This window comes from Nocardioides sp. BGA-UO-ETr-FS32 (assembly GCF_059567905.1).
This window is the reverse complement of the sequence record NZ_JCAQOX010000007.1, coordinates 193,816-216,305: the sequence shown is the minus strand read 5'-3', so window position 1 is coordinate 216,305 and position 22,490 is coordinate 193,816. Positions and strand designations below refer to the sequence as shown.

At 72.7% G+C, this 22,490-nt stretch carries 27 protein-coding genes; 14 read left to right on the top strand and 13 right to left on the bottom strand.

The features are described 5' to 3' along the window. Positions 1-2: 2 nt before the first annotated feature. The 4 genes from rsgA to AC57BS_RS03805 form a co-directional block, all read right to left on the bottom strand. Positions 3-1,010, bottom strand: coding sequence for a ribosome small subunit-dependent GTPase A (gene rsgA, locus AC57BS_RS03820; protein ID WP_496410140.1), 1,008 nt, complete (start codon positions 1,008-1,010; stop codon positions 3-5). Next, positions 1,007-2,287 carry a 3-phosphoshikimate 1-carboxyvinyltransferase gene (gene aroA / locus AC57BS_RS03815; protein WP_496410139.1) on the bottom strand — a complete coding sequence of 427 codons (1,281 nt, stop codon included), beginning with the start codon at positions 2,285-2,287 and terminating at the stop codon, positions 1,007-1,009. The genes rsgA and aroA overlap by 4 nt, the downstream gene beginning before the upstream one ends. An 18-nt stretch (positions 2,288-2,305) precedes the next feature. Further along, complete coding sequence (locus AC57BS_RS03810) at positions 2,306-2,836, bottom strand: DoxX family membrane protein (RefSeq protein WP_496410138.1); 531 nt, start codon at positions 2,834-2,836, stop codon at positions 2,306-2,308. A 75-nt stretch (positions 2,837-2,911) separates the two neighbouring features. Beyond that, positions 2,912-4,588: a sigma-70 family RNA polymerase sigma factor gene (locus AC57BS_RS03805; protein ID WP_496410137.1), complete on the bottom strand. Its 1,677-nt coding sequence runs from the start codon at positions 4,586-4,588 to the stop codon at positions 2,912-2,914. A gap of 321 nt (positions 4,589-4,909) precedes the next feature. Between AC57BS_RS03805 and AC57BS_RS03800 the strand changes: the two genes are divergently transcribed. From AC57BS_RS03800 to AC57BS_RS03775, 6 genes are all read left to right on the top strand, one after another. Continuing rightward, the gene (locus tag AC57BS_RS03800; protein ID WP_496410136.1) at positions 4,910-5,518 is read left to right on the top strand and encodes a hypothetical protein; all 609 of its coding nucleotides are present in this window, start codon (positions 4,910-4,912) and stop codon (positions 5,516-5,518) included. Positions 5,519-5,554: 36 nt separating this feature from the next. Then, positions 5,555-6,316 (top strand): SOS response-associated peptidase, encoded by a 762-nt coding sequence (locus AC57BS_RS03795; protein WP_496410135.1) that lies wholly within the window; start codon positions 5,555-5,557, stop codon positions 6,314-6,316. Continuing rightward, positions 6,313-6,975, top strand: coding sequence for an alpha/beta hydrolase family protein (locus AC57BS_RS03790; RefSeq protein ID WP_496410134.1), 663 nt, complete (start codon positions 6,313-6,315; stop codon positions 6,973-6,975). Before AC57BS_RS03795 ends, AC57BS_RS03790 begins: the two co-directional genes overlap by 4 nt. Positions 6,976-7,038: 63 nt before the next feature. After that, positions 7,039-7,698 carry a sigma-70 family RNA polymerase sigma factor gene (locus AC57BS_RS03785; protein ID WP_496410133.1) on the top strand — a complete coding sequence of 220 codons (660 nt, stop codon included), beginning with the start codon at positions 7,039-7,041 and terminating at the stop codon, positions 7,696-7,698. Continuing rightward, positions 7,695-7,967, top strand: coding sequence for a mycothiol system anti-sigma-R factor (rsrA, locus tag AC57BS_RS03780; protein WP_496410132.1), 273 nt, complete (start codon positions 7,695-7,697; stop codon positions 7,965-7,967). Before AC57BS_RS03785 ends, rsrA begins: the two co-directional genes overlap by 4 nt. Positions 7,968-8,044: 77 nt before the next feature. Beyond that, entirely contained in the window at positions 8,045-8,119 is a 75-nt protein-coding gene (locus AC57BS_RS03775; protein ID WP_369759046.1) for a 50S ribosomal protein bL37, read from the top strand. A gap of 132 nt (positions 8,120-8,251) precedes the next feature. Here AC57BS_RS03775 and AC57BS_RS03770 read toward each other — a convergent pair whose 3' ends face one another. Next, entirely contained in the window at positions 8,252-8,629 is a 378-nt protein-coding gene (locus AC57BS_RS03770; RefSeq protein WP_496410131.1) for a thioesterase family protein, read from the bottom strand. A 110-nt stretch (positions 8,630-8,739) separates the two neighbouring features. Here AC57BS_RS03770 and AC57BS_RS03765 point away from each other — a divergent pair, with 110 nt between their 5' ends. Together AC57BS_RS03765 and AC57BS_RS03760 are read left to right on the top strand one after the other, a co-directional pair. Continuing rightward, positions 8,740-9,255 carry a SigE family RNA polymerase sigma factor gene (locus tag AC57BS_RS03765; protein WP_496410130.1) on the top strand — a complete coding sequence of 172 codons (516 nt, stop codon included), beginning with the start codon at positions 8,740-8,742 and terminating at the stop codon, positions 9,253-9,255. Beyond that, positions 9,252-10,652 (top strand): hypothetical protein, encoded by a 1,401-nt coding sequence (locus tag AC57BS_RS03760; RefSeq protein ID WP_496410129.1) that lies wholly within the window; start codon positions 9,252-9,254, stop codon positions 10,650-10,652. The genes AC57BS_RS03765 and AC57BS_RS03760 overlap by 4 nt, the downstream gene beginning before the upstream one ends. A 12-nt stretch (positions 10,653-10,664) precedes the next feature. Here AC57BS_RS03760 and AC57BS_RS03755 read toward each other — a convergent pair whose 3' ends face one another. The 3 genes from AC57BS_RS03755 to AC57BS_RS03745 are packed head-to-tail and all read right to left on the bottom strand — an operon-like array spanning position 10,665 to position 13,707. After that, positions 10,665-11,153: a GNAT family N-acetyltransferase gene (locus AC57BS_RS03755; RefSeq protein WP_496410128.1), complete on the bottom strand. Its 489-nt coding sequence runs from the start codon at positions 11,151-11,153 to the stop codon at positions 10,665-10,667. 10 nt (positions 11,154-11,163) lie between these two features. Continuing rightward, the gene (locus AC57BS_RS03750; RefSeq protein ID WP_496410127.1) at positions 11,164-12,843 is read right to left on the bottom strand and encodes an acetolactate synthase; all 1,680 of its coding nucleotides are present in this window, start codon (positions 12,841-12,843) and stop codon (positions 11,164-11,166) included. Between the two features lie 9 nt (positions 12,844-12,852). Further along, a complete protein-coding gene (locus AC57BS_RS03745; RefSeq protein WP_496410126.1) occupies positions 12,853-13,707 on the bottom strand; it encodes a DUF2785 domain-containing protein in 855 nt (284 codons plus the stop codon). 68 nt (positions 13,708-13,775) lie between these two features. Here AC57BS_RS03745 and AC57BS_RS03740 point away from each other — a divergent pair, with 68 nt between their 5' ends. Continuing rightward, entirely contained in the window at positions 13,776-15,245 is a 1,470-nt protein-coding gene (locus AC57BS_RS03740; protein WP_496410125.1) for a sensor histidine kinase, read from the top strand. 29 nt (positions 15,246-15,274) lie between these two features. Here the strand turns inward: AC57BS_RS03740 and AC57BS_RS03735 are convergent, their stop codons facing one another. Beyond that, positions 15,275-15,526, bottom strand: a complete 252-nt coding sequence (locus AC57BS_RS03735) for a WhiB family transcriptional regulator (RefSeq protein WP_056601527.1) — start codon at positions 15,524-15,526, stop codon at positions 15,275-15,277. Positions 15,527-15,763: 237 nt separating this feature from the next. On the opposite strand from AC57BS_RS03735, the gene AC57BS_RS03730 reads away from it, so the two are divergent. Together AC57BS_RS03730 and AC57BS_RS03725 are read left to right on the top strand one after the other, a co-directional pair. Then, positions 15,764-16,114: a hypothetical protein gene (locus AC57BS_RS03730; protein ID WP_496410124.1), complete on the top strand. Its 351-nt coding sequence runs from the start codon at positions 15,764-15,766 to the stop codon at positions 16,112-16,114. Continuing rightward, positions 16,111-16,566 carry a GNAT family N-acetyltransferase gene (locus AC57BS_RS03725; protein WP_496410123.1) on the top strand — a complete coding sequence of 152 codons (456 nt, stop codon included), beginning with the start codon at positions 16,111-16,113 and terminating at the stop codon, positions 16,564-16,566. Before AC57BS_RS03730 ends, AC57BS_RS03725 begins: the two co-directional genes overlap by 4 nt. A gap of 6 nt (positions 16,567-16,572) precedes the next feature. Here AC57BS_RS03725 and AC57BS_RS03720 read toward each other — a convergent pair whose 3' ends face one another. The 4 genes from AC57BS_RS03720 to sodN form a co-directional block, all read right to left on the bottom strand. Next, a complete protein-coding gene (locus tag AC57BS_RS03720; protein ID WP_496410122.1) occupies positions 16,573-17,421 on the bottom strand; it encodes an RNA polymerase sigma factor SigF in 849 nt (282 codons plus the stop codon). A 1-nt stretch (position 17,422) separates the two neighbouring features. Beyond that, a complete protein-coding gene (locus AC57BS_RS03715; protein WP_496410121.1) occupies positions 17,423-17,839 on the bottom strand; it encodes an anti-sigma factor in 417 nt (138 codons plus the stop codon). A gap of 57 nt (positions 17,840-17,896) precedes the next feature. After that, on the bottom strand, positions 17,897-18,532 hold the full coding sequence (locus AC57BS_RS03710) for a GNAT family N-acetyltransferase (protein ID WP_496410120.1): 636 nt from the start codon (positions 18,530-18,532) through the stop codon (positions 17,897-17,899). A 105-nt stretch (positions 18,533-18,637) separates the two neighbouring features. Next, on the bottom strand, positions 18,638-19,039 hold the full coding sequence (gene sodN, locus AC57BS_RS03705; RefSeq protein WP_496410119.1) for a superoxide dismutase, Ni: 402 nt from the start codon (positions 19,037-19,039) through the stop codon (positions 18,638-18,640). Positions 19,040-19,089: 50 nt separating this feature from the next. Here sodN and AC57BS_RS03700 point away from each other — a divergent pair, with 50 nt between their 5' ends. The 3 genes from AC57BS_RS03700 to AC57BS_RS03690 are packed head-to-tail and all read left to right on the top strand — an operon-like array spanning position 19,090 to position 22,270. Further along, positions 19,090-19,470: a S24/S26 family peptidase gene (locus AC57BS_RS03700; protein WP_496410118.1), complete on the top strand. Its 381-nt coding sequence runs from the start codon at positions 19,090-19,092 to the stop codon at positions 19,468-19,470. A gap of 20 nt (positions 19,471-19,490) precedes the next feature. After that, on the top strand, positions 19,491-20,663 hold the full coding sequence (locus AC57BS_RS03695; protein WP_496410117.1) for an NAD(P)-dependent malic enzyme: 1,173 nt from the start codon (positions 19,491-19,493) through the stop codon (positions 20,661-20,663). Next, positions 20,663-22,270, top strand: a complete 1,608-nt coding sequence (locus tag AC57BS_RS03690; protein ID WP_496410116.1) for an alpha-amylase family glycosyl hydrolase — start codon at positions 20,663-20,665, stop codon at positions 22,268-22,270. Before AC57BS_RS03695 ends, AC57BS_RS03690 begins: the two co-directional genes overlap by 1 nt. Positions 22,271-22,490 lie beyond the last annotated feature (220 nt).

Sequence of the window (22,490 nt, the reverse complement as noted above, 5' to 3'; positions counted from 1 at the left end):
GCCTACCAGTCGGAGGAGGCCTCGCGGGCGGCCAGCAGCCGGCGGAACGACTCCACCCGGTCGACGTCGGCCTCGCCGGCCTCGATCGCCTCGTCGAGCCCGCACTCCGGCTCGTCCGTGCCGTGGGTGCACCCCCGCGGGCAGGTCTCGGTCATCTCGTCGAGGTCGGGGAACGCCTCGATCAGGTTCTCCGGCTGCACGTGCGCGAGCCCGAAGGAGCGGATGCCGGGGGTGTCGATGATCCAGCCGTCGCCGTCGGGGAGCTCGAGGAGGTAGGCGCTGGTGGAGGTGTGCCGTCCGCGGCCCGTCACCGCGTTGACGATCCCGACCTCGCGGTGCGCGTCGGGCACGAGGGCGTTGACGAGGGTGGACTTGCCGACGCCGCTGTGGCCCACGAGCACGCTGGTGCGACCGCGCAGCCGGTCGAGCAGCTCGGTCAGGTCGCCGGCACCCTCGCCCCTGAGCTGGGTGACGACCCACGGGACGCCGAGCGAGCGGTAGGTCGAGAGCAGCGTCTCGGGGTCGGCGAGGTCGGCCTTGGTGAGGCACAGCAGCGGCGCCATGCCGGCGTCGTACGCCGCCACGAGGGCGCGGTCGATCAGGCGCGGGCGCGGCTCGGGGTCGGCCAGGGCGGTCACCACGACGAGCTGGTCGGCGTTGGAGACGATGACGCGCTCGACCGGGTCGTCGTCGTCGGCCGTGCGGCGCAGGGTCGTGGTGCGCGGGACGACCTCGACGATCCGGGCCAGCGAGCCGTCGGCTCCGCTGGTGTCGCCCACGACACGCACGTGGTCACCGACCACGACGCCCTTGCGCCCGAGGGGACGCGACTTCATCGCCATCACCCGACGCCCGTCGAGCAGGAGCGTGAAGCGACCGCGGTCGACGGTCACGACGCGGGCGTCGACCGCGTCGGCGTAGGTCGGCCGGTCCTTGGTGCGGGGGCGGGTGCGGCGGCGGGGTCGCTCGTAGTGCTCGTGGTCGTGGTCGGAGTAGCGCCCGGTCGTCACGAGGAGGCTCCGTGCACCGCGGTGCTCCACGCGGTCGCGAAGTCGGGGAAGGTCTTGGAGGTGGTGGCGATGTCCTCGACGAGCACGTCGTCCACGGCGAGGCCGAGGATCACGCCCGCGTGGGCCATCCGGTGGTCGGCGTAGGTGCGGAAGGTGCCGCCGTGCAGCGTCGCGGGCCGGATGTCGAGCCCGTCCTCGCGCTCGGTGACGTCGGCCCCGAGGCGGCCTAGCTCGGTGGCGAGCGCCGTGATCCGGTCGGTCTCGTGCCCGCGGATGTGCGCCACGCCGCGCAGGTGGGAGGGGGAGTCGGCCAGCGCACAGAGCGCGGCCACGGCCGGGGTCAGCTCACCCACGTCGTGCAGGTCGAGGTCGACCCCCTGGAGGCGATCGGGCCCGACCACGGTGAGGTCGCCGCCGGTCAGGGTCACCTCGCACCCCATCAGGCCGAGGATCCCGCGCAGCTCGTCGCCGGGCTGGGTGGTCGACGCGGGCCAGTCGGTCACGGTGACCCGACCGCCGGTGGCGGCGCCGAGCGCGAGGAAGGGCGCGGCGTTGGACAGGTCGGGCTCGATGTCGTGGTCGACGGCCTTCACGGTGCCGGGCGCGACCGCCCACCTGTTGGCGTCGGCGTCGTCGACCTCCACGCCGTGCTGGCGCAGCATCTGGACGGTCATCTCGATGTGGGGGAGCGACGGCACCGGCTTGCCGACGTGGCGCACGTCGACCCCGTGCTCGTAGCGGGCGCCGGCGAGCAGCAGCGCCGAGACGAACTGCGACGACGCGCTGGCGTCGATGGTGACGGTGCCGCCGGGGACCGTCCCGGTGCCGTGCACCGCGAAGGGCAGCGCGCCACGCCCGCCGTCGTCGATGCGTACGCCGAGGGCGTCCAGCGCGGCCAGCATCTGGCCGACGGGCCGCAACCGCATGTGGGGGTCGCCGTCGAACCGTACGGTCCCGCGGGCGAGGCCGACCACGGGCGGGACGAACCGCATCACCGTGCCGGCGAGGCCGCAGTCGATGTCGGCGTCGCGGTCCCAGCCCCCGGGGGTGACGGCCCAGTCGCCGTCACCGGTGTCCTCGATGCCGGTGCCGAGCGAGGTGAGCGCGGCAGCCATGAGCAGCGTGTCGCGCGAGCGCAGGGGACGGCGTACGACGCTGGGGCCGTCGGCGATCGCGGCGAGGACCAGCGCCCGGTTGGTCAGCGACTTGCTGCCGGGCAGCGAGACGCGCCGGTCGACGGGGTCGTGCGGGCGCGGTGCCGGCCAGAGCTCACTCACCCGCGCACCCTATCGAGGTCAGGTCAGCTGGGCCTTGGCCAACTTCGCCTCGCGGCGCGCGTCCTTGGCGACCTGGCGTGCCTCGCGCCGCACGTCGGAGGCCGCGCGGCGGGCGCGCCAGGCCAGGCCGGGCCGGCCCTCGGTGTCGACGGCGGCGAGGAGCAGCCCGCCCATGATCGAGGTGTTCTTGAAGAACTGGAGCTGCTGCTTGGCCTTGGCGTCGGGGTCGGTCTCCTCCCAGAACGCGTGGCCGGCGAGCGTCGTGGGCACCAGGGACGCCGCCAGCACCGTCGCGCTGAGGCGCGGGGCGCGTCCGGTGGCGAGGGCCGCGGCGGCCAGGATCTGGGCTCCGGCGTTGATCCGGACGAGCGTGGCAGGGTCCGTCGGGATCGGGACCTTCGGCACGGCCTGCTGGGCGGCGGGGACGACCTTGTCGGCCACCTTCTTGGCCCCGGCGGTGTGACCCTCGGTGTTGCGCAGGGCATTGACGCCGCCGGCGACGAAGATCGTGGCCAGCATCGGACGGGCGAGCAACCGGGTGATCGTCATGCATCCCTGTCTACACGATGCGCGCGGACGTCGCTCCGTCCGCAGGGGTGCGTCCGCACTCGTGACGAGGGCGGGTCAGCCCAGGACCGCGCGCCAGACGTTGTTGCCGGCGTCGGCGTCGCTGCCCGACGGGGCGAGGGTCGCCGCCACGCTGCCGCCCTGCGGGGCCACCACCTCGATCGCCACCGTGGTGTCCCCGGAGACCAGGCAGGTGGCGACGGTCCTGACCACGGTGCAGCGGGCGTCACCGCTGCGGACGACCACGCTGTCGCCGTCGGCCTCGATGCGCAGCTGCGCGGTCGCGCCGCCGGTGAGGCCGGCCACGCGGACCACCACCTCGTACGTCGGTCGCGCGCCGGCGACGCCGCCGGACACCGAGGCGTCGGCAGGGACCGGGACCGGGGTGGGCGTCGGCGTGGGCGTGGGGGTGGGCGTCGGGGTGGTCGTCTGCGTCGGGTTCTCGGTGGGCGTCTGGGTGGGCGTGGGGTCGTCCGTGGGGTTGTCGGTCGGCTCGTCCGTGGGGTCGTCGGTGGGGTCGTCCGTCGGGTTGTCGGTCGGCTCGTCCGTCGGGTCGCCGGTGGGGTCGTCCGTGGGGTCGCCGGCCGGGTCGTCCGTCGGGTCCGACGGCTGCGCCTGGTCGGTGGTGGGGGTGGAGCCCGGGGTCGTCTCCGTGTCGCCCGGGGGCAGCACGACCGCAGGCAGGGTGCTGCGGTCCTGCGGGGCGCTCAGCGACTCGGGCCCGTCGGAGATCGAGGGGTCGCCGGACGGGCTCGCCGCCGCGGAGAAGGGCGTCCGGTCGGCCAGGGAGGTCGTGGTGTCCGGCCCGCGCATCCCCAGCGCGATCCCCCCGGCGACGACGACGGCGCTGACGGTGACGCCGGCGACGGCGGCCGTGGCGGCGTTCCCCGCCACGAGGTCGCGGACCCGCCCGAGCGCCATGCCGACGCCCACCGGCGCCCCGGCCGAGACGGCCGCGGTGCCGAGGTAGGCGGTCGCGACGCCCCCGAGCAGCAGGGGAGCGAGGAGGCCGCCGAGGTTGGAGTTGACCTCGGTGAGCTCGAGGTAGATCGCCATGCACGAGCGGCACTCGCCGAGGTGGTGCTCGACCTTGGCGGCGTCGCGGCGCGAGACGGCGTCGCGGACGTAGGCCCCGAGCTGGCCGTGCGTCCAGCGGCAGGCGTCCTCCTCCAGCTCGGCGACGTGCTGGGTCAGGAACGCCTGGCGCAGGCCCTCACGGGCGCGGTAGGCCAGCGCGGAGACGGAGTTGGCGCTCATCCCGAGCATCGGGGCGATGTCGGCGGGCTTGTCGCCCTCGACCTCGGTGTGCCACAGCACCAGCTGCCAGCGCTCGGGGAGGCTGGCGAACGCGCGCGCGGCCGCGGCGCTCTCGAACCCCTCGACGGCCGTGTCGCGGAACGGGACCCCGGGGTCGAAGGCCTCCATGTCGTCCGTGGTGTGCAGCCTGGACCCGGCGCGGAAGCGGTCGACCTGCAGCCGGCGTACGGAGGTGAGCAGGTAGGCCCGGAAGGCGAGGTCCGGGCCGCCCCCGCGCTGGAGCACCCCGAGCACCTTGACGAACGCCTCGGACACGAGGTCCTCCGCATCACCGGCGGACACGAGCTGTCGGGCGAGCCTGCGGGCGGCCTCGACGTGGCGCTCGAAGAGCGTGCCGTAGGCATCGACGTCCCCGCCGCGCACCGCCGAGATCAGCTCGGCGTCGCTCGGCGCATCGACGCTGGTCGCCACGCTCATGGTCAGACGCTCCCCAGGAACCCCTCCTGGCGCTGTTGCCAGGCGTCTTGACTGTAGCCCGCGGAGCACGTCAACGGGCCACGAAGCAAAGAAACCGGAAATCCTGGTCTGGTCCGCGTCATGGACCCGCGCGCGGGCCGTCACACCTCTGAAGCACGACCGACACCGGAGGGGGCTGCCGTGAAGATCTTCGCCGCGCGTGGGCGACGTCTCGCGGTTGCCGATCCTGGGATGAGCGAGCCGCAGCAAACCGTCGAGCGGTCGGGGTTGCCGCACCGGTTCGAAGCTGTCGGGGAGGCGCTCATCTCAGGATCGGACGTCATGGGGGCGTGCTCCGTCGCGGGCGAGGAGCTCGCCCGCGACGGAGCGTCGGTCGAGGAGACCCTCGCCGGCCTGCGCGCCACGTGGCAGACCGCCACCGGCGGCGACCCGACGTACGACGTGGTGTCCGCGGTGCTCACCGCGTGGAGCGAGACCACCCTCGGCTACCTCCACCAGCTCTCCTGCGAGGACCCGCTCACGGGGCTGTCCAGCCAGGCGCACCTGCGCAGCCGGCTCACCGAGCTCTACCGGCTGGGCGGTGCCGGCCTGCCCGGGGGCGTCGACGACTACGCGATGGTCGTGTTCGCGATGCCGTCCGGCGACCCCTCCGAGGAGCCCGGGGACCACTTCACCCGCGCGATGCGGCTGGCACGGGCGGGGGAGCTCGCCCGCACCGCATTCGCGCGCGACGAGACCGTCGCCCGGCTCGGCCTGCACCGGGTGGGGATCCTGACCCGGCGCGACGACCGGCTGGGCCGGCGGGTGCAGGTGCTGCGCACGCTCCTCGCGCGCGCCGAGCCCGACGCGGTCGTACGCGTCTGGATCGAGGGACTGCCCGGCACCGACGCCGTCGCCGGCATGATGCTCGACGAGCTCGCCCGCGGCTGAGCCGAGCTGTCGGCCGGCTCCCCTAGGGTGGCTCCTGTGTGTGGTCGCTATGCGTCGTCCCGGAGCTCCGAGGACCTCGTCGAGGAGTTCGAGGTCGTCGAGAGCCGCATCGCCGCGCCGCTGGCCGCCGACTACAACGTGGCCCCGACCAAGGAGGTCTACGCGGTCGTCGAGCGCCCGCCGTCGCGGGAGTCCGGTGAGCCCGCCCAGCGCCAGCTGCGCGTCCTCACCTGGGGGCTGGTGCCGTCGTGGGCCAAGGACCCGTCCATCGGCAACCGGATGATCAACGCGCGGATGGAGACGGTGGCGGAGAAGCCCGCCTACCGCAAGGCGTTCGCGACCCGGCGCGCGCTGCTGCCCGCCGACGGCTACTTCGAGTGGTACCCGACCTCACGGACCAACGCCAAGGGCAAGCCGGTCAAGCAGCCGTTCTTCATCCGTCCCAAGGACGGGGGGGTGCTGGCCATGGCCGGGCTCTACGAGATCTGGCGCGACCCGTCGAAGGCCGAGGACGACCCCGACCGCTTCCGCTGGACCTGCACGGTGCTCACGACCGAGGCCGAGGACTCCCTCGGCCACATCCACGACCGGATGCCGCTGATGGTCGAGCGCGAGCGCTGGCACGCGTGGCTCGACCCGACCACGCCGGGCGACACCTCGCTCCTGGTGCCGGCGGCGCCCGGCCGGCTCGAGGCGTACGCCGTGCCGACGCTGGTGAGCAACGTGCGCAACAACGGACCCGAGCTCGTCGAGCCGCTGCCTCTCGAGCCCGAGCCCCTCGAGGAGGGCACGCTGTGAAGAAGGCGACGATCCGCTCCGTCGACACCCCCTACGGCGAAGGCCGGCTGCACACCCGGCGGTCGACGAGCCCGATCGCGACGCTGCTGCTCAGCCACGGCGCCGGCGGAGGTGTCGAGTCCCGCGACCTGTGGGCCCTCGCCGACGCGCTGCCGGCCCAGGGCGTCTCCGTCGTCCTCTTCGAGCAGCCGTGGCGGGTCGCGGGCCGCAAGGTCGCGACCGCGCCGCCGACCCTCGACGCGGCGCTGCGGTGTGCCGCCGACGTGATGCGGGTGCGCACGCCCCTCGTCGTCGGCGGCCGCTCCGCGGGGGCCCGCTCGGCCGCCCGTACGGCGCGGTCGCTGGGCGCCACCGGCTGCCTGGCCCTGTCCTTCCCCCTGCACCAGCCCGGGAGGACCGAGCCCACGCGGCTCCACGAGCTCCGCGCGGTCGGTCTGCCGACCCTCCTCGTGCAGGGCGAGCGCGACCCGATGGGGCGCCCCGAGGAGTTCCCCGGCGACCAGGAGGGGCTCGACGTCGTGGTGATCCCCGGCGGCGACCACGGCCTAAAGGTCCCCGCACGGGGCTCGGTCACGCAGGCCGAGGCGATGGGCATCGTCGTGGAGTCGACGCTGGAGTGGCTGGTGCGCGAGGTCGTCGGGAATCCCCGACGAGGGTGAGGTGTTGAGGCCGGTGTGACTGCACTGACCCTCGATCGACCCACGGCGGTACTGTGGGAGGCGATGACCGAATCGCTCAGGGACGAGATGTCCACGCCCACCGAGATCTCCGTCGAGGACGAGACCTCCGACCAGCGCTCCGCGCGCTTCGAGCGCGACGCGCTGCCCTACCTCGACCAGCTCTACGGCGCGGCGATGCGGATGACCCGCAACCCCGCCGACGCCGAGGACCTGGTGCAGGAGACCTTCGCGAAGGCCTACAGCGCCTTCCACCAGTTCAAGCCCGGCACCAACCTCAAGGCCTGGCTCTACCGCATCCTCACCAACACCTACATCAACTCCTACCGCAAGAAGCAGCGCCAGCCGCAGCAGTCGATGTCCGAGGACGTCGAGGACTGGCAGCTCGCCCGGGCGGAGTCGCACTCCTCGACCGGCCTGCGGTCCGCGGAGATGGAGGCGCTGGAGCACCTGCCCGACTCGGAGGTCAAGGACGCGCTGCAGCGCCTGCCCGAGGAGTTCCGCCTCGCGGTCTACCTCGCCGACGTCGAGGGTTTCCCCTACAAGGAAATCGCCGAGATCATGGACACGCCGATCGGCACCGTGATGTCGCGCCTGCACCGCGGTCGCCGCCAGCTCCGCGACATGCTCGCCGACTACGTCCGCGTCAACGACCTCCTGCCGGCCTCCACCGTGCCCGGCTCCGACGAGGGGAGCGAGTCGTGAGCAGCCACGAGCACGGCAAGGACGACTGCGTCGACTACATCGAGCGCATCGTCTACTTCATCGACAACGAGCTCGACCAGGCCGACTGCGCCGTCGTCGAGATGCACCTGCGCGAGTGCGGGCCCTGCCTCGAGCGCCACGACCTCCAGAAGGCCGTCAAGCAGCTCGTCGCCCGGTCCTGCTCCGAGTCGGCCCCGGAGTCGCTGCGCGACCGCGTACGCCTCCAGCTGCGCGAGGTGCGGGTGCAGATCACCGAGGGCGGTTCCTGAGCCCCGGTTCGACCCGATTCGCCGCTCCCGCGCGGATTTGAGACACTGCTCCGAGCACCGACTCCAGGAGGACCACCATGGGCAAGACCGGACGCAAGCGCCGCGCTCGCAAGAAGAAGGGCGCGAACCACGGCAAGCGCCCCAACGCCTGACGCGCACCCGCGCCGTCATCTCGTAGAAGTCCCCGCCCCGGCGGGGACTTTTGCATGTCCGGGTGGCCTCTCGCGGAACATGTCAGGGCGTGCACGGGCCGACGTCTTCAGCGATCCCCGGTCAGCAGCGGATCACTGGAGGCGCGACATGAACCTCCCCGCGTCGACCACGACCCGGGTGATCTCGCCCGCGGCGAGCACCTTCCCGCTCGCGGTGTCGCGGGCGCTGACCGTGAAGCGGTGCAGCCGGCCGTCCTCGTACGCGCTGGAAGCGCTCGCCTCCACCTCGGCACCGACCGGGCTGGCGGCGAGGTGCTCGACCTGCACCCGGGTACCGACGCTCGTCGATCCCTCGGGCAGCGCCTCCTCGAGCGCCGCACACGTCGCGGCCTCCAGCCACGCGAGCAGCCGCGGGGTGCCGAGCACCGGCAGCGAGCCGCTGCCGAGCGCGGCGGCGGTGTCGTCGTCGGTGACGGTGAAGGTCAGCGTGGCGGACTCGAGCTGCGGCATGGGCAGGCCTTCCGGGAAATGTCGGGGAAAGTCGGGGGAGTGGGGCAACCTGAGGAGCTGACACACGTCTACCAGACATGGGCGTGAGGACCGCGGGGTCGGGGGTGGCGATGGAGCCTGCAGTGGACATCACCGAGCTCTACGCTGCCCACCGGCTGTCGCTGGTCCGGCTCGCGGTCCTGCTGGTCGACGACCTCGCCTCGGCCGAGGACGTCGTCCAGGACGCCTTCGCCGCGCTCGCCCGCCGCCCCGACGCGGTCCGGGACCCGTCGAAGGCCCTGGCCTACCTGCGGGTCTCGGTCGTCAACACGGCCCGCTCCGCGCTGCGCAGGCGGCGTACGGCCCGGGCGTACTCACCACCGCACGACCTGTCCCCACCCTCGCCCGAGGACAGCGCGGTGCTGGCGGAGGAGCACCGGGAGGTCATCGCGGCGCTGCACCGGCTCGCTCCGCGGCAGCGGGAGGTCCTGGTGCTGCGCTACTGGTCGAACCTGACCGAGACCGAGATCGCCGCGACGCTCGGGATCAGCCAGGGCACCGTGAAGTCGACCGCCAGCCGCGCGCTGGTGGCGCTCGAGAAGTCCATGCAGTCCACCGCCACGAGCTCGGGGAAGGAGGAGCGATGAGCACCCACGAGACGATCCCCGACCTCGAGGAGCGGCTGCGAGCCGCACTGACCGCCCGGGCCGACCTCGTCCAGCCCGAGGACCTCGCGCCCGTGGCGCCGGTGGTCGACCTGCGCCCCCGCTGGCAGTCGCCGTGGGTCCTGCTCGCCACCGCCGCAGTGGTGCTGCTGGTCCTCGGCGCGGTCTTCCAGGGCCTCGGCCGGGACCAGCGCTCCGACGACGTCGCCCCGAAGCCCGACGAGCGCGTCGAGCTCGAGCTGCCCCAGGACATCGGCCGCGACTGGAAGACCGAGCGGGGCCCGAAGGCCGAGGTCGACCTCGACGGCGACGGGGTGCTGGAGAAGGTGGCCTACCTCGCGGAGAAGACCGAGGACTTCGACGCACGGATCCGGTTGCAGACGACCCTCAGCAGCACCGGCGAGGAGTCCTACGGCATCGCCGAGCTCGGCAGCACTCTCGGCATCACGGCCCTGCCGCCGATCGACGCCGACGGCGACGGTGACGAGGAGCTGCTGCTGCTGCACGAGCTGGACCCCAACGTCGTCGGCGGCCTCTACGCTCCGGAGGTCTACGACCTGAGCGACGGGCTGCTGGTTCGGGCCGTCGCGGAGGACCCCGAGCTCCTCCTCCAGGGGAACATCCCGGTGCCGGGCAGCCAGACGAAGCACTACGAGCTGGTCCGGACCCACCAGTACTGGTTCGAGGACGGAACGCTGTTCTCGAGCAGGTCGGTCGGCGAGTTCGCGCAGGGCAACATGAGCCTCTACCGGCCCGAGGGCTACGTGGTCGACACGTGGAAGTGGTACCTGGACGACGGGGTCCTGCGTGCCGTACCCGACGGGTGCCGGTTCGCGTCCCCGGAGGCGCTCGCCGAGTGCGCCCCGGGCCAGCAGGCCGACCCTCCGGTGGTGGCGCCGGTGGCGGAGCAGTCCTTCGGGGAGGGTGAGGAGGCTGCCTTCGGGGACGAGGGCTTCGGCTTCACCGCCCGGGTCGAGGACGGGATCCTGCGCGTGGACGGGGTCGGCGACCGCACGATGACCTACCGGTTGGCGTGGGGCGACGCTCAGGTGCACACGACGCAGCCGACGGCGATCTTCTACGACGGTGCCTCGTTCGTCGTCACGTCCGAGTCCGACCCGACGCGGCTGGAGGTGCTGGTCCAACGCCCCGAGGGCCTCCGCGTGATGGAGGGAACCGGCGAGGTGCCGCTCCGGAACGAGGGTGACGTGCGCACCTGGCTGACCCAGAACGGCGCACTGGTGACGGTCGTCGCGGACGGCGAGGAGTGGCAGGCCTGGCAGTGGGAGATGGTGTCGGGATCCACGATCGCGCCGATGCCGACCGGGACGGTGTGCTTCGACGACGTCGACGACCCGTCGACGGCGCGTCGCTGCTGAGCAGGACTCGGGTCAGAACCGCTTGCTGAAGGCGAGCAGGTCCACCCCGGGCAGCGGCGACCAGTCGCGGCCCGGGTCGCGCTCGTAGCCGAGTCGGGCGTACATCCGGTGCGCAGCGGTCATCGTCGCCAGCGAGGACAGCGCCATGCCGGTCGCCCCGCGGGCGCGGGCGTGCTCCTCGCACTGCTGCGCCAGCGCCGTGCCGACGCCCGCACCCTGGGCGCGCGGGTCGACCGCCAGCATCCGGAACTCGCCCTCGTCGTCGCGACCGATCTCGCGCCACGGCGAGCCGGGAGGGCACCAGGTCACGACCCCGGCGACCCGACCGTCGAGGACGGCAACCCACACCTCCGCCTGGACGTCGCGGGTGGCGACGTCGCGCAGCCGAGCGCGGTAGTCGTCCTCGGCGCCGGTGAGGAACGGCTCGTAGGCCGCCACGCAGACGTCGCCCGCGGCCGCGAGCTCCTCGGGCCGGACGCGCCGCAGCTCCAACCCCGTCACCCGGTCCGCCTCAGATGCCGAACGTGTTGCGCGGGTAGGCCGCCTCGACGTCGGTGATCACGTTGACGAGGTAGGGGACACCCGAGGCGTACGCCCGGTCGAGCGCCGGGCCGATCTGCTTCGGGTCGGTCACGGTCTCCCCGGCGCCGCCGAGCGCCCGGACCACCTCGTCGTACGGCGTGCGCTGGCCGAGGTCGGCCACCACGTCGTAGCCGTAGAGCATCTGCATCGGGCCCTTCTCCAGGCCCCAGGCGGAGTTGTTGCCCATCACCATCACGACCGGCAGGTCGTGGCGCACGAGCGTGTCGACGTCCATCAGCGAGAAACCGGCGGCGCCGTCCCCGAGCAGCAGGGTGACCTGCGCGCTCGGTCGGGCGATGCGGGCCGCGATCGCCGCACCGAGGCCGGCGCCGAGGCAGCCGTACGGGCCGGGGTCGAGCCAGCCGCCGGGGCGCCGGGGCTCGACGTACTTGCCGGCGAAGGACACGAAGTCGCCGCCGTCGCCGATGACCACCGAGTCGTCGGCCAGCCGGGGGACCAGCTCGCCGTAGATGCGGGCCGGGTGGATCGGGTCGGCCTCTGCGGTGAGGAGCTCGGCGTCACGAGCCGCAGCGGCCTTGACCTGGTCGGCGAGCTGGTCGGACCACGCCTGCCAGTCGGGCTTGTCGCCGCGCTCGAGCGCGGCCTGCAGGCCGTCGAGGACGGTGGTGAGGTCGCCCGCGACCGAGCCGGCCAGCTCGGCGTGCGAGGAGACCTGGGCGGGGGAGTCGGCGACGTGGACGACCTTGGCGAACGCACCGGTCGGGTTCTTGTCCGGGCCGCCGAACGCGCCGTAGCCGAGACGGAAGTCCAGCGGGGTGCCGACCACCACGACGAGGTCGGCGCCGGACAGCGCCGCGCCGCGGGCCTTGGTGACCAGCGAGCGGTGCCCGCCCGGGATGACGCCGCGGCCCATGCCGTTGGTGAGGGTCGGGATGCCGAGGTCCTCGACGAAGCGCAGCGCCGCGACCTCGGCGTGGTCGGCCCACACGTCGGTGCCGAGGATCAGCACGGGGCGCTCGGCCTGCGCGAGCAGTCGGGCGACGGATGCGATCGCGTCGTGGTCGGGCTCGACCCGGGTGCCCTCGCCCGGTCCGACGGTGCCCGACGCGGAGTTGAAGAACTCGTCCATCGGCACGTCGACGAACACCGGGCCGCGGTGGCTCGAGCGCGCGAGCGTGAAGGCCTCGTCCATCCCGGCGGCGACGTCACCGGCGGTCATGAGGGTCTTGGCCGCCTTCGCCACGGGGGCGATGATCGGTGGCTGGTCGAGCTCCTGCAGCGACCCGGTGCCCCAGCGGTTCTGCGGGGCGCGGCCGCCGACGACCACCATCGGCGAGCCGGCGAACTGGGCCTGCGCGATCGCGCTGATGCCGTTGGTGACACCCGGGCCGGCGGTGAGGACGGCCAGGCCCGGGACGCGGGTGAGCTTGCCGGTGGCCTCGGCCGCGAAGGCGGCGGTCTGCTCGTGGCGTACGTCCAGCAGCCGCACCTGCGGGCCCTTGCCCTCCTCCTGCGTCTTCACCGCGCCGTCGTACATCGGGAAGACGTGGGCGCCGGACAGGGTGAACATCGTCTCCACACCGTGGGCGCGGGCGACGTGGACGGCCAGCTCGCCGCTGTGCCCGGAGATCTCGCTGCTCTCGCTCATGCCCGCAGGCTAGCGGGTGTCTACTCGCAGGTAGGGAGCGTTGGTCAGCCGGAGCGCCTCGATCACCACGAGGAGCAGGTCGGGGCGAGCGGACGGCGGCTCGGGGGCGAGCGAGAGCTGCACGAACAGCGCCCGGAGGAAGGCCTGCGGGGCAGCCGTCGGCGCGAAGGGGTCGTGGTCGACCGGGCCGACGAAGGGGTTGCCGGCGGCGCCGATGCGGTGCACCCACGGCTCGAGCACGTCGAGGCCGAGGGCGTTGCGGCGCAGGATGCGCATGGCGGCGTGGACCATCCGGTCCGGCTCGCCGGAGGCCAGCGGGGCGTCGGGCGGCTGCTGCAGCAGGCGCTCGGCCAGGACGTCGAGCAGGACCGCCAGCTCCGGGCCGGCCAGGTGGGGGGACTCCCCGAGCGCGCCGAGGGCGTCGGCACCGTGGGCGACCGCGTGGGCCCACCCCTTGTCCGGCACGAAGCCGCGGGTGTCGCACTCGGTGAGGAACCACGTGGCGAGCCGGTCGCCCCACTCCATCACCTTGCCGCCGGGGAGCAGGTGCTGCTCGTTGTCGCGCTCGAGGCACTCGCCGACGATCAGCGCGCTGAAGCTGCGGCGGAACACCGAGTCGGTGCCCGACTCGCCCAGCCCGACCGACAGCCCGGCGACCATCCCGTCGCCCAGCCCGACCAGCAGGTCGTCGTAGACGCCGTTGTCGATCCAGGTCGCCAGCGCGGGATAGGCGGTGCCGTCACGGACCTCGGGACGCGTGGAGCCGAGCATCGTCGTCAGCTCGGCGGTGAGGTCGTCGAGCGGCCGGTCCGACGGGACCTCGAACCCGGCTGCTTGCACCTGGTCCCAGTACCCGATCGACATGACCCCCATCCTGCCAGCCGCTCCCGTCAGCGCCCAGCCCGGTCCACGGGTGGCCCTAGGCTGGCCGCGTGCCGTCCCTCCATGAGCTCGTACGAGCCCACACCGACCTCGTCGAGGACGACGTCGCCTGGCTCCAGCTGCTCATGGCGGACTGGCAGATCCTGGCGGACCTGTCCTTCGCCGACCTGGTGCTCTGGCTGCCCGACCGGGAGGGCAAGGGCTACTGGGCCGGCGGCCAGATGCGGCCCACGACCGGTCCGACCGCTCTCGTGGACGACGTCCTCGGCACGTTCATCCCGACCGGGCGGCGCCGGATGCTCGACGAGGCCTACGCCAGCGGTCGGCTGGTGCGCGAGGGCGACCCCGAGTGGCGCGACGACGTCCCCGTGCGGGTCGAGGTCATCCCCGTACGCCGGGCCGGCCGCGTGATCGCCACGATCGCGCGCAACACCAACCTCCTGGGCGTCCGCACCCCGAGCCGGCTCGAGCTCAGCTATCTCCAGACCGCCGCCGAGCTGACCCGGATGATCGCCGGGGGCCACTTCCCGCTCCCGGGGCAGCGCAGCGACCACGCCGACTCGCCGCGGGTCGGCGACGGCTTCGTCCGCCTCGACCCGGCGGGCCGGGTGGTCTACGCCAGCCCCAACGGGCTCTCCGCCTACCGACGCCTCGGCCTGCAGGGCGACCTCGCCGGCCACGTCCTCACCGACCTCACCCGCGACCTGGTGCCGGCCCGCAAGCGCCCCGACGAGGAGACGCTCAGCGCCGTGCTCGGCGGCCGCGACGGCCGCGCCACGGAGGTCGGCACCGACGAGGTCACCCTGATCGTGCGCAGCATCCCGTTGAGTCCCGAGGGGGAGCGCAGCGGCGCGCTGCTGCTGGTGCGCGACGTCACCGAGCTCCGCAGCCGTGACCGCGAGCTGGTGACCAAGGACGTGACGATCCGCGAGATCCACCACCGGGTGAAGAACAACCTCCAGACGGTCGCCGCGCTGCTCCGGCTGCAGGCCCGGCGCACGCGCGCGGAGGACGCCAAGGCGGCGCTCGAGGAGGCCGTACGCCGGGTCGGATCCATCGCGATCGTGCACGAGACGCTGAGCCACGCGGTCGAGGAGACGGTCGACTTCGACGAGATCGCCGACCGCCTGGGCGCGATGGTCGTCGACGTCAGCGGCGTCGAGGTGCCCGTACGCGTCGTGCGTGAGGGCTCGTTCGGCAAGCTCGCCTCCGAGGCGGCGACGCCGCTCGCGATGGTGCTCACCGAGCTGCTCCAGAACGCCGTCGAGCACGGCTACGCCGGCGTGCCCGCCGCGACCGACGGACGGGTCGTGGTCACCGCACGCCGGATCGTGGGACGCCTCCACGTCATCGTCGAGGACGACGGGCGTGGCCTGCCCGACGACTTCGACCTCGACGGGTCGACCCAGCTCGGGCTGTCGATCGTGCGCACGCTCGTGGAGTCCGAGCTCGGGGGTGTCCTCGAGATCGGACCCGGGACCCGCGGCACCCGGGTGCAGGCCGACCTGCCGATCGACTGAGTCCCAGGGCCGGGCCGAGAGGATGGGCGTCAGGCCGTACGGATGCGCGCGCGGGCGTTGCGGCGCTTCAGCGCACGGCGCTCGTCCTCGCTGAGGCCACCCCACACGCCGTGGTCCTGCCCGGCCTCGAGGGCCCAGGCGAGGCACTGCTCGCGCACCTCACAGCGCCGGCACACCTGCTTGGCCTCCTCGATCTGGAGGATCGCCGGCCCGGTGTTGCCGATCGGGAAGAACAGCTCGGGGTCCTCGTCGAGGCATGCAGAGCGACTGCGCCAATCCATGAGTGGGGGAATCCCTCTTTCTGAGTCACAGGCAAGTGCTGTTGTCGGACATTCAGCTGAGCCCGGGCGCACGACGATGCGATTCACCGACGTGGGCAGCGACCAGACTGGCAAGACTTGAACGTTCACACAACCCCAAACGCTGGTCGTGTCCGTCACAACTACTGTTGTCCAGTGCCCGTTACGCCTCAGGCTGATCCCCCTGCACCAGACACTACCCCGCCGCCCCCACTCGTGGTGGCCGCCTCGCTCGTCGCCCTGGAGGCGTTCGTGCTCGCCGCGCTCGGCGTCCTGGAGCTGGCCAACCTCAGGGCCATCCGGCTCACCATGGGGCTGACGACGTCCGCCTTCTTCCTCGTCGCCGCCGCGGGGCTGGCGTGGTGCGCGTGGTCGCTGTGGAAGGTGCGCCGCTGGGCGCGCGGGCCCGTGGTGATGGCCCAGCTGATCCAGCTCGGCCTGGCGTGGAACTTCCGCGACGACCCGACGACCCTCATCGCGATCGGCCTCGCCGCCGCGGCGCTGGTCGTCGTCGCCGGACTCCTCCACCCGGCGACCACCGCGGTGCTCGAGGAAGATGCTCGAGCATGAGCATCCCGACGAGCGTGCGACGCGTCGAGCCCGGCGACGAGGGGCCGTGGAAGGTCCTCTACGCCAGCTACCGCGCCTTCTACGAGCTGGAACCAGACACTGCCGTCGTCGACCGGGTCTGGACCTGGCTCCTCGACGACCAGAACGAGGTGCATGGCCTTGTCGCCGTCCGCGACGGCGTGGTCGTCGGCCTGGCGAACCACCGGCGATTTCACCGGCCGGCATCGGGCACAGTCGGGACCTACCTCGACGACCTGTTCGTGGACCGCGCCGTCCGCGGCTCCGGCGCCGGGCGGGCCCTGCTCGACCACCTCGCGGGCGAGGCAGGGGCAGCCGGACGGTCGGTGGTCCGCTGGATCACTGCGGAGGACAACCGCACCGCCCGCTCGCTCTACGACTCGGTCGCGCAGGCCACGCACTGGGTGACGTACGACCTCGCGCCGCGACGCTGAGCCGGGTCAGTCCGCCTCGAGGGACGTACGCAGCTGTGCGAGCGTGCGGGTGAGCAGCCGGGAGACGTGCATCTGCGAGACCCCGATCTCCTCGGCGATCTGCGACTGCGTCATGTTCTTGAAGAAGCGCAGCAGCAGGATCCGCTTCTCGCGCTCGCCGAGGCCCTCGAGCAGCGGCTTGATCGACTCCCGCACCTCGACGTGCTCGATGTTGGCGTCCTCGATCCCGAGCCCGGCCAGGATCGCCGGCGGGCCGTCGTCGCTGTCGTCGGAGGCGTCGAGGGAGAGCGTGGCGTAGGCGTGGGAGGACTCGATGCCCTCCATGATCTCCTCGACCGTGCAGCCGATCACCTCGGCCAGCTCACGGGGCGTGGGGGAGCGGCCCAGCTTCTGGGTCAGCTCGCCCGTGGCCCCGCCGATCTGCATCCGGAGCTCCTGCAGGCGCCGGGGGACCCGGATCGCCCACCCCTTGTCGCGGAAGTGGCGCTTGATCTCGCCGATCACCGTCGGCGTCGCGTAGGTGGAGAACTCGACCCCCCGGTCGGTCTCGAAGCGGTCGACCGCCTTGATCAGGCCGATCGTGCCGACCTGCACGAGGTCCTCGAACGGCTCGCCGCGGTTGCGGAAGCGCCGTGCGCAGTGCTCCACCAGTGACAGGTGGAGGTGCACCAGGTCGTCGCGCGCCACCGACCGCGCCGCCGGGCTCTCCTCCGTGTCGCGCAGCACTGAGAACAGCTCGGCGCTGCGCGCGCGTACGTGCTCGAGACCGCTGGGCACGACGTCCTCGTCGAGCTCGCGTTCGACCGCGGTGTGCACCGCGGTGTCGTCCCCCGTGTCCCCCGTGTCTGCGCTCATGTCAGAGCTCGGCACCTGTCATTCCCGCAGCGATCGCCGACGTGACCGTGAAGCGGACGCGGAAGCGCCCACCCTCCGATCCTGCCGACGCGTCCTGCGCCATCGTGTCGAGCACCTGCCAGGCGAAGCTCTCGGTGTCGAGCGGGGGGTCGTCCACGGCCTCGGCCTCGAGCTCGACGGTCATCGAGCCGCGGCCGAACCAGAAGCAGGCCACGAGGTCGGTGCCGGGGTCGGCCTCGGGGATCACGAGCGCGCTCGCCTCGCCGATGGCGATGCGCAGGTCCTCGATGTCGTCGATGGTGAAGTCCAGCCTCGCGGCGAGGCCGGCTGCCGTGGTGCGGACGATCGTCGCGTAGGCGCCCTCGGCAGGCAGCCGCAGCTCGACGTCGGCGCGAGCGCCCCCCGTGTGATCTGCCATCTGCGTCAGTGTCCCGTCGTCGAAGCCGATGTGCTCGCCACACACTAACCGGGCCGGTCAGTGGAACCAGGGACAGACCTGGTCGCGCGTGCGCAGCGCGTGCCGGTGGGTCGGGTCGCCCAGCAGCGGCGTCGACCTCCTCGTCGGCTCGGCAGGGGGCGGTGGCGCCGCAGGTGCGCCGGCGGCGAGCTCGACCACGACGCCGTACACGCCGTTCCCCTCGTCCTCCAGCGTCACCTCGCCGAGCCGGCGGAGCATCGCGAGCGAGGCGGGGTTGTCCTTGAGCACCTCGGTGACGATGCGCGTCACCCCGGCCGGGCGCGCGCGCATCACCACGTCGAGCAACGCCGAGGCCACGCCGCGACCCTGCCACTCGTCCTTCACCGTCACGGCCAGGTCGGCAGCGTCGGTGACGTCGGCGTAGCGCACGATCCGCGCCAGCGCGACCGGGTCGTAGACGTCGGGCGTCGTCTCCGCGCAGAGCACGAGCGCGACGTGGTCGATTCCGTCGACGTCGTCGACGAGGTGCTCCAGCATCGCGTCCGAGAGGTGGCGGACGGGCGCCAGGAACCTGCGACGCCGCGACTCCGGCGACAACGTCTCGAACTCGGCGGCGAGCGTCGCCCTGTCGGTGCGCTCGAGGGGCAGCACGAACGCGTCTGTGCCGTCACGCAGGGTGACCTGCTCGATCATCGCGCCTCCCGTCCGGGAGCCGAGCGTAGTGGGCCTGGCGGTGCGGACAACGCAGAACGCCGCCTCGGCCCGGCGGGGCTGAGGCGGCGTCGCGGGATTCGGCGCTCAGGCCTTCTTCGTCTCCCAGAAGATCTCGGCGATCTCGTCGATCTTGGCGAGCAGCTCGTCGGCCTTGGCGGCGTCGAGCTCACCCTTCGTGCCGGAGGCGCCGGCGAGCTTGGTGGCCTCGTTGAACAGCGTGTGCAGCTGCGGGTACTTCTCGAAGTGCGGGGGCTTGAAGTAGTCGGTCCACAGCACCCACAGGTGGTGCTTCACGAGCTCCGCGCGCTGCTCCTTGATCAGGATCGCGCGGGTGCGGAAGTCGGGGTCGTCGTTGTCGGCGACCTTGGCGATGATCCCCTTGATCGACTCGGCCTCGATGCGGGCCTGGGCGGGGTCGTAGACGCCGCAGGGAAGGTCGCAGTGCGCGGAGACCTCGACAGTGGGGGCGAGCAGGTGGCGAAGCATCTGGTTCCTCTCGATCGGGAAGGTGTGCAACTGCTGCGACACTACTCCGCGTGGAGAGGCGTCAGCAGCGGGGTCTCGCCCTGAGGGGTGGTGACGTCCGGCCCCCCTTCGGGACCGCCGTCGTGCGGGGCCGCTCGATGCTCCCGACGCTGCGCGAGGGCGACCTCCTGCTCGTGCGGCACGGCGTCCGGCCGCGCCCGGGGGACCTCGTCGTGGCCCGGTTCGCCGACGGGACCCTGACGGTGAAGCGCGCGGTCGAGTCGCGGCGTACGCGCTCCGGCGCAGCCGGCTGGTGGCTGCTCAGCGACAACCCCGACGAGGGTGTCGACTCCCGCCACCGCGGCCCCGTGGCCGAGGGCGACGTCCTCGGCGTCGTACGGCTGCGGGTGTGGCCATCGCCACGCATGGGACGCCGGCTCCGGGGACGCTGAGCTGTGCGAGTATCGCCGGCATGGCAACGCATCCGCACGCCGGCGACCCCGTGTTCGACCTGCACGTCGGCGGCAAGATGGAGATCCTGTCGACGGCCGCCCTGACCGGCCCCGAGGAGCTGTCGCTCGCCTACACCCCGGGTGTGGCGAGGGTGTGCGAGGCCATCGCCGCGGACCCGTCGATGACGCAGCACTACACCTGGGTGCCCAACACCGTCGCCGTCGTCACCGACGGCACCGCGGTCCTCGGGCTCGGTGACATCGGCCCCGCCGCCGCGATGCCGGTGATGGAAGGCAAGGCGGTGCTGTTCAAGCAGTTCGGCGGCGTCGACGCGGTCCCGATCTGCCTCGACACCACCGACGTCGAGGAGATCATCGAGACGGTGGTGCGGCTCGCCCCGAGCTTCGGCGGCATCAACCTCGAGGACATCTCCGCCCCGCGCTGCTTCGAGATCGAGGCGCGCCTCAAGGAGCGGCTCGACATCCCGGTCTTCCACGACGACCAGCACGGCACCGCCGTCGTCGCGCTCGCCGCGCTGACCAACGCCCTGCGGCTGACCGGCCGCGACGCCGCGACCGTACGCGTCGTCGTGCAGGGCGCCGGTGCGGCCGGCGTCGCCGTCGCCCGGATCCTGCTGGAGGCCGGCATCAAGGACATCGCGGTCCTCGACCGGCAGGGCGTGCTCAACTCCGAGCGCTCGGACCTCACCGAGGTCAAGGCCGCGCTCGCCCGCGACACCGCGGACCACTTCGGCCGCCGCGGCACCCTCGCCGACGTGATGGCCGGCGCCGACGTCTACATCGGCGTCTCCGGCGGGCAGGTGCCCGAGGAGATCGTGGCGTCGATGGCCGCCGACGCGATCATCTTCGGCCTGGCCAACCCGACGCCCGAGGTGCACCCGGACCTGGCCCACAAGTACGCCCGGGTCGTGGCCACCGGCCGCTCGGACTTCCCCAACCAGATCAACAACGTGCTGGCCTTCCCCGGCATCTTCCGCGGCGCCTTCGACGTGCACGCCACCGCGATCACCGAGGGCATGAAGGTCGCCGCCGCCACCGCGCTCGCCGAGCTGGTCGGGGACGCGCTGAGCGAGGAGATGATCATCCCGTCGCCCTTCGACCCGCGCGTGCCGGGAGCCGTACGCGACGCCGTGGCCGCCGCGGCCCGTGCCGACGGGGTCGCGCGCCGCTGATGGCGGGCGACTGGCTGCGCGACGCCGTCGTCTACGAGATCTACCCCCAGTCCTACGCGGACTCCGACGGCGACGGGATCGGCGACCTCCGCGGGGTGATCGAGCGCCTGGACCACGTCGAGTCGCTCGGCGTCGACACGATCTGGTTCAACCCGTGCTTCGCCTCGCCCTTCGTCGATGCGGGCTACGACGTCTCGGACTACCTGCAGGTCGCGCCGCGCTACGGCACCAACGAGGACCTGGTCGAGCTGGTCGACAAGGCCGGCGAGCGCGGCATCCGGGTGCTGCTCGACCTGGTCGCCGGCCACACCTCGATCGAGCACCCGTGGTTCCAGGCCGAGCTCCACGCGGACGGCCCGAGCCCGGAGGGCGACCGCTACGTGTGGTGCGAGGAGCTCCCGCAGTGGGCTTGGGAGCCCGGCGTCCCCGGTACGCCGGCGTGGGTGCCGTCGCCGGGTCCGCGCCGGGGCTGGTACCTCAAGAACTTCTACGACGAGCAGCCCGCGCTCAACTTCGGCTGGACCCAGACGCCGGAGGACGAGCCCTGGCGTGACGGCGTCGACGACCCGGGACCGGTGCGCAACAAGGCGATGCTCCGCGAGGTGCTCGACTTCTGGTTGAGCAGGGGTGTCGCGGGCTTCCGCGTCGACATGGCGTTCTCGCTGGTCAAGGACGACCGCGGCAAGAACGCCGGCGCGCTCGACTCGACGCAGGTGTGGCGCGACCTCCAGGCGTGGCTGGCCTCGACCCATCCCGACGCCGTGCTGGTCCCGGAGGGCAAGGAGCCTCGCACGGGCCTGGGCATGGGGTTCGACGCCGACTTCTTCCTCGTGATCCACGCCGAGCACGCGAGCCTCTTCGACACCAAGGGTGCGGGGGTCCTGCCCTTCCACCGGACGGGTGACGCGTTCTTCCACGAGGACGGCCGGGGCTCCACCCGGACCTTCCTCGACGGGTGGGCGTCGGCGCGGGCGGACGACCCGACCCGTCCGGTGCTGATGGGGACCGCCGACCACGACTTCAGCCGGTTGCGCACGGCCCCCCGTACGCCAGAGCAGCTCGGCGCCGCGCTGACGTTCCTGTTCACCTGGGGCACCGTCCCCTCGCTCTACTACGGCGACGAGATCGGCATGCGCTACGTGCCCGGCCTGCCCGACGTGGAGGGCTCGATCTGCAACCCGGGCTACAACCGGTCCGGGTGCCGCACGCCGATGCAGTGGGACGACTCGCCCAATGCGGGCTTCTCCACGGCCGCGTCCGAGGACCTCTACCTGCCCATCGACCCGTCCGACGACCGGCCGACCGTCAGTGCGCAGGAGCAAGACCCCGACTCGACGCTGCACCTGGTGCGCCGACTCATCGCCCTTCGGCGCGCCACCCCCGCCCTCGGCGGCCGTGCCCCGACGACCGTCCTGCACGAGGGCTACCCCTTCACCTGGCGCCGCGGCGACTCGCACGTCGTGGTGGTCAACCCGCGCCGCGAACCGGCCGACGTCGAGGTCGACGGGCTCGAGGGCGCGCGGCTGCTCCTGGGCCGGGGCGTCGACGTGACCGCGACGGGTCTGCGCGTGGACGGCTTCGGCTACGGCGTCCTCGAGCTCGCCTGATCCCGCCGCACGTGCGGCGGATTTGGCCCCTGGAACAGCGGATCGAGGGCCACGAGCGCCGCACGTGCGTGGGTCAGCTGCTGATCGGGCTGGCCGCCGCGGTGGAAGCACCCGCTAGCCGCGCACCCAGTCGGTGTCAGATGGCTCGAGGCGATAGTCCGCGTAGCTGAGGTAGCGGTGGGCGCGAGGCTGGTGGAGCACCAGCTGTCTGTCGTATGTG

Coding starts and splice junctions, on each gene's coding strand:
- AC57BS_RS03810 (WP_496410138.1), bottom strand. CDS start 2,836: ATGACGATCACCCGGTTGCTCGCCCGTCCGATGCTGGCCACGATCTTC.
- AC57BS_RS03805 (WP_496410137.1), bottom strand. CDS start 4,588: ATGAGCGTGGCGACCAGCGTCGATGCGCCGAGCGACGCCGAGCTGATC.
- AC57BS_RS03800 (WP_496410136.1), top strand. CDS start 4,910: ATGGGGGCGTGCTCCGTCGCGGGCGAGGAGCTCGCCCGCGACGGAGCG.
- AC57BS_RS03785 (WP_496410133.1), top strand. CDS start 7,039: ATGACCGAATCGCTCAGGGACGAGATGTCCACGCCCACCGAGATCTCC.
- AC57BS_RS03770 (WP_496410131.1), bottom strand. CDS start 8,629: ATGCCGCAGCTCGAGTCCGCCACGCTGACCTTCACCGTCACCGACGAC.
- AC57BS_RS03765 (WP_496410130.1), top strand. CDS start 8,740: ATGGAGCCTGCAGTGGACATCACCGAGCTCTACGCTGCCCACCGGCTG.
- AC57BS_RS03760 (WP_496410129.1), top strand. CDS start 9,252: ATGAGCACCCACGAGACGATCCCCGACCTCGAGGAGCGGCTGCGAGCC.
- AC57BS_RS03750 (WP_496410127.1), bottom strand. CDS start 12,843: ATGAGCGAGAGCAGCGAGATCTCCGGGCACAGCGGCGAGCTGGCCGTC.
- AC57BS_RS03745 (WP_496410126.1), bottom strand. CDS start 13,707: ATGTCGATCGGGTACTGGGACCAGGTGCAAGCAGCCGGGTTCGAGGTC.
- AC57BS_RS03735 (WP_056601527.1), bottom strand. CDS start 15,526: ATGGATTGGCGCAGTCGCTCTGCATGCCTCGACGAGGACCCCGAGCTG.
- AC57BS_RS03725 (WP_496410123.1), top strand. CDS start 16,111: ATGAGCATCCCGACGAGCGTGCGACGCGTCGAGCCCGGCGACGAGGGG.
- AC57BS_RS03720 (WP_496410122.1), bottom strand. CDS start 17,421: ATGAGCGCAGACACGGGGGACACGGGGGACGACACCGCGGTGCACACC.
- AC57BS_RS03715 (WP_496410121.1), bottom strand. CDS start 17,839: ATGGCAGATCACACGGGGGGCGCTCGCGCCGACGTCGAGCTGCGGCTG.
- AC57BS_RS03710 (WP_496410120.1), bottom strand. CDS start 18,532: ATGATCGAGCAGGTCACCCTGCGTGACGGCACAGACGCGTTCGTGCTG.
- sodN (WP_496410119.1), bottom strand. CDS start 19,039: ATGCTTCGCCACCTGCTCGCCCCCACTGTCGAGGTCTCCGCGCACTGC.
- AC57BS_RS03695 (WP_496410117.1), top strand. CDS start 19,491: ATGGCAACGCATCCGCACGCCGGCGACCCCGTGTTCGACCTGCACGTC.
- AC57BS_RS03690 (WP_496410116.1), top strand. CDS start 20,663: ATGGCGGGCGACTGGCTGCGCGACGCCGTCGTCTACGAGATCTACCCC.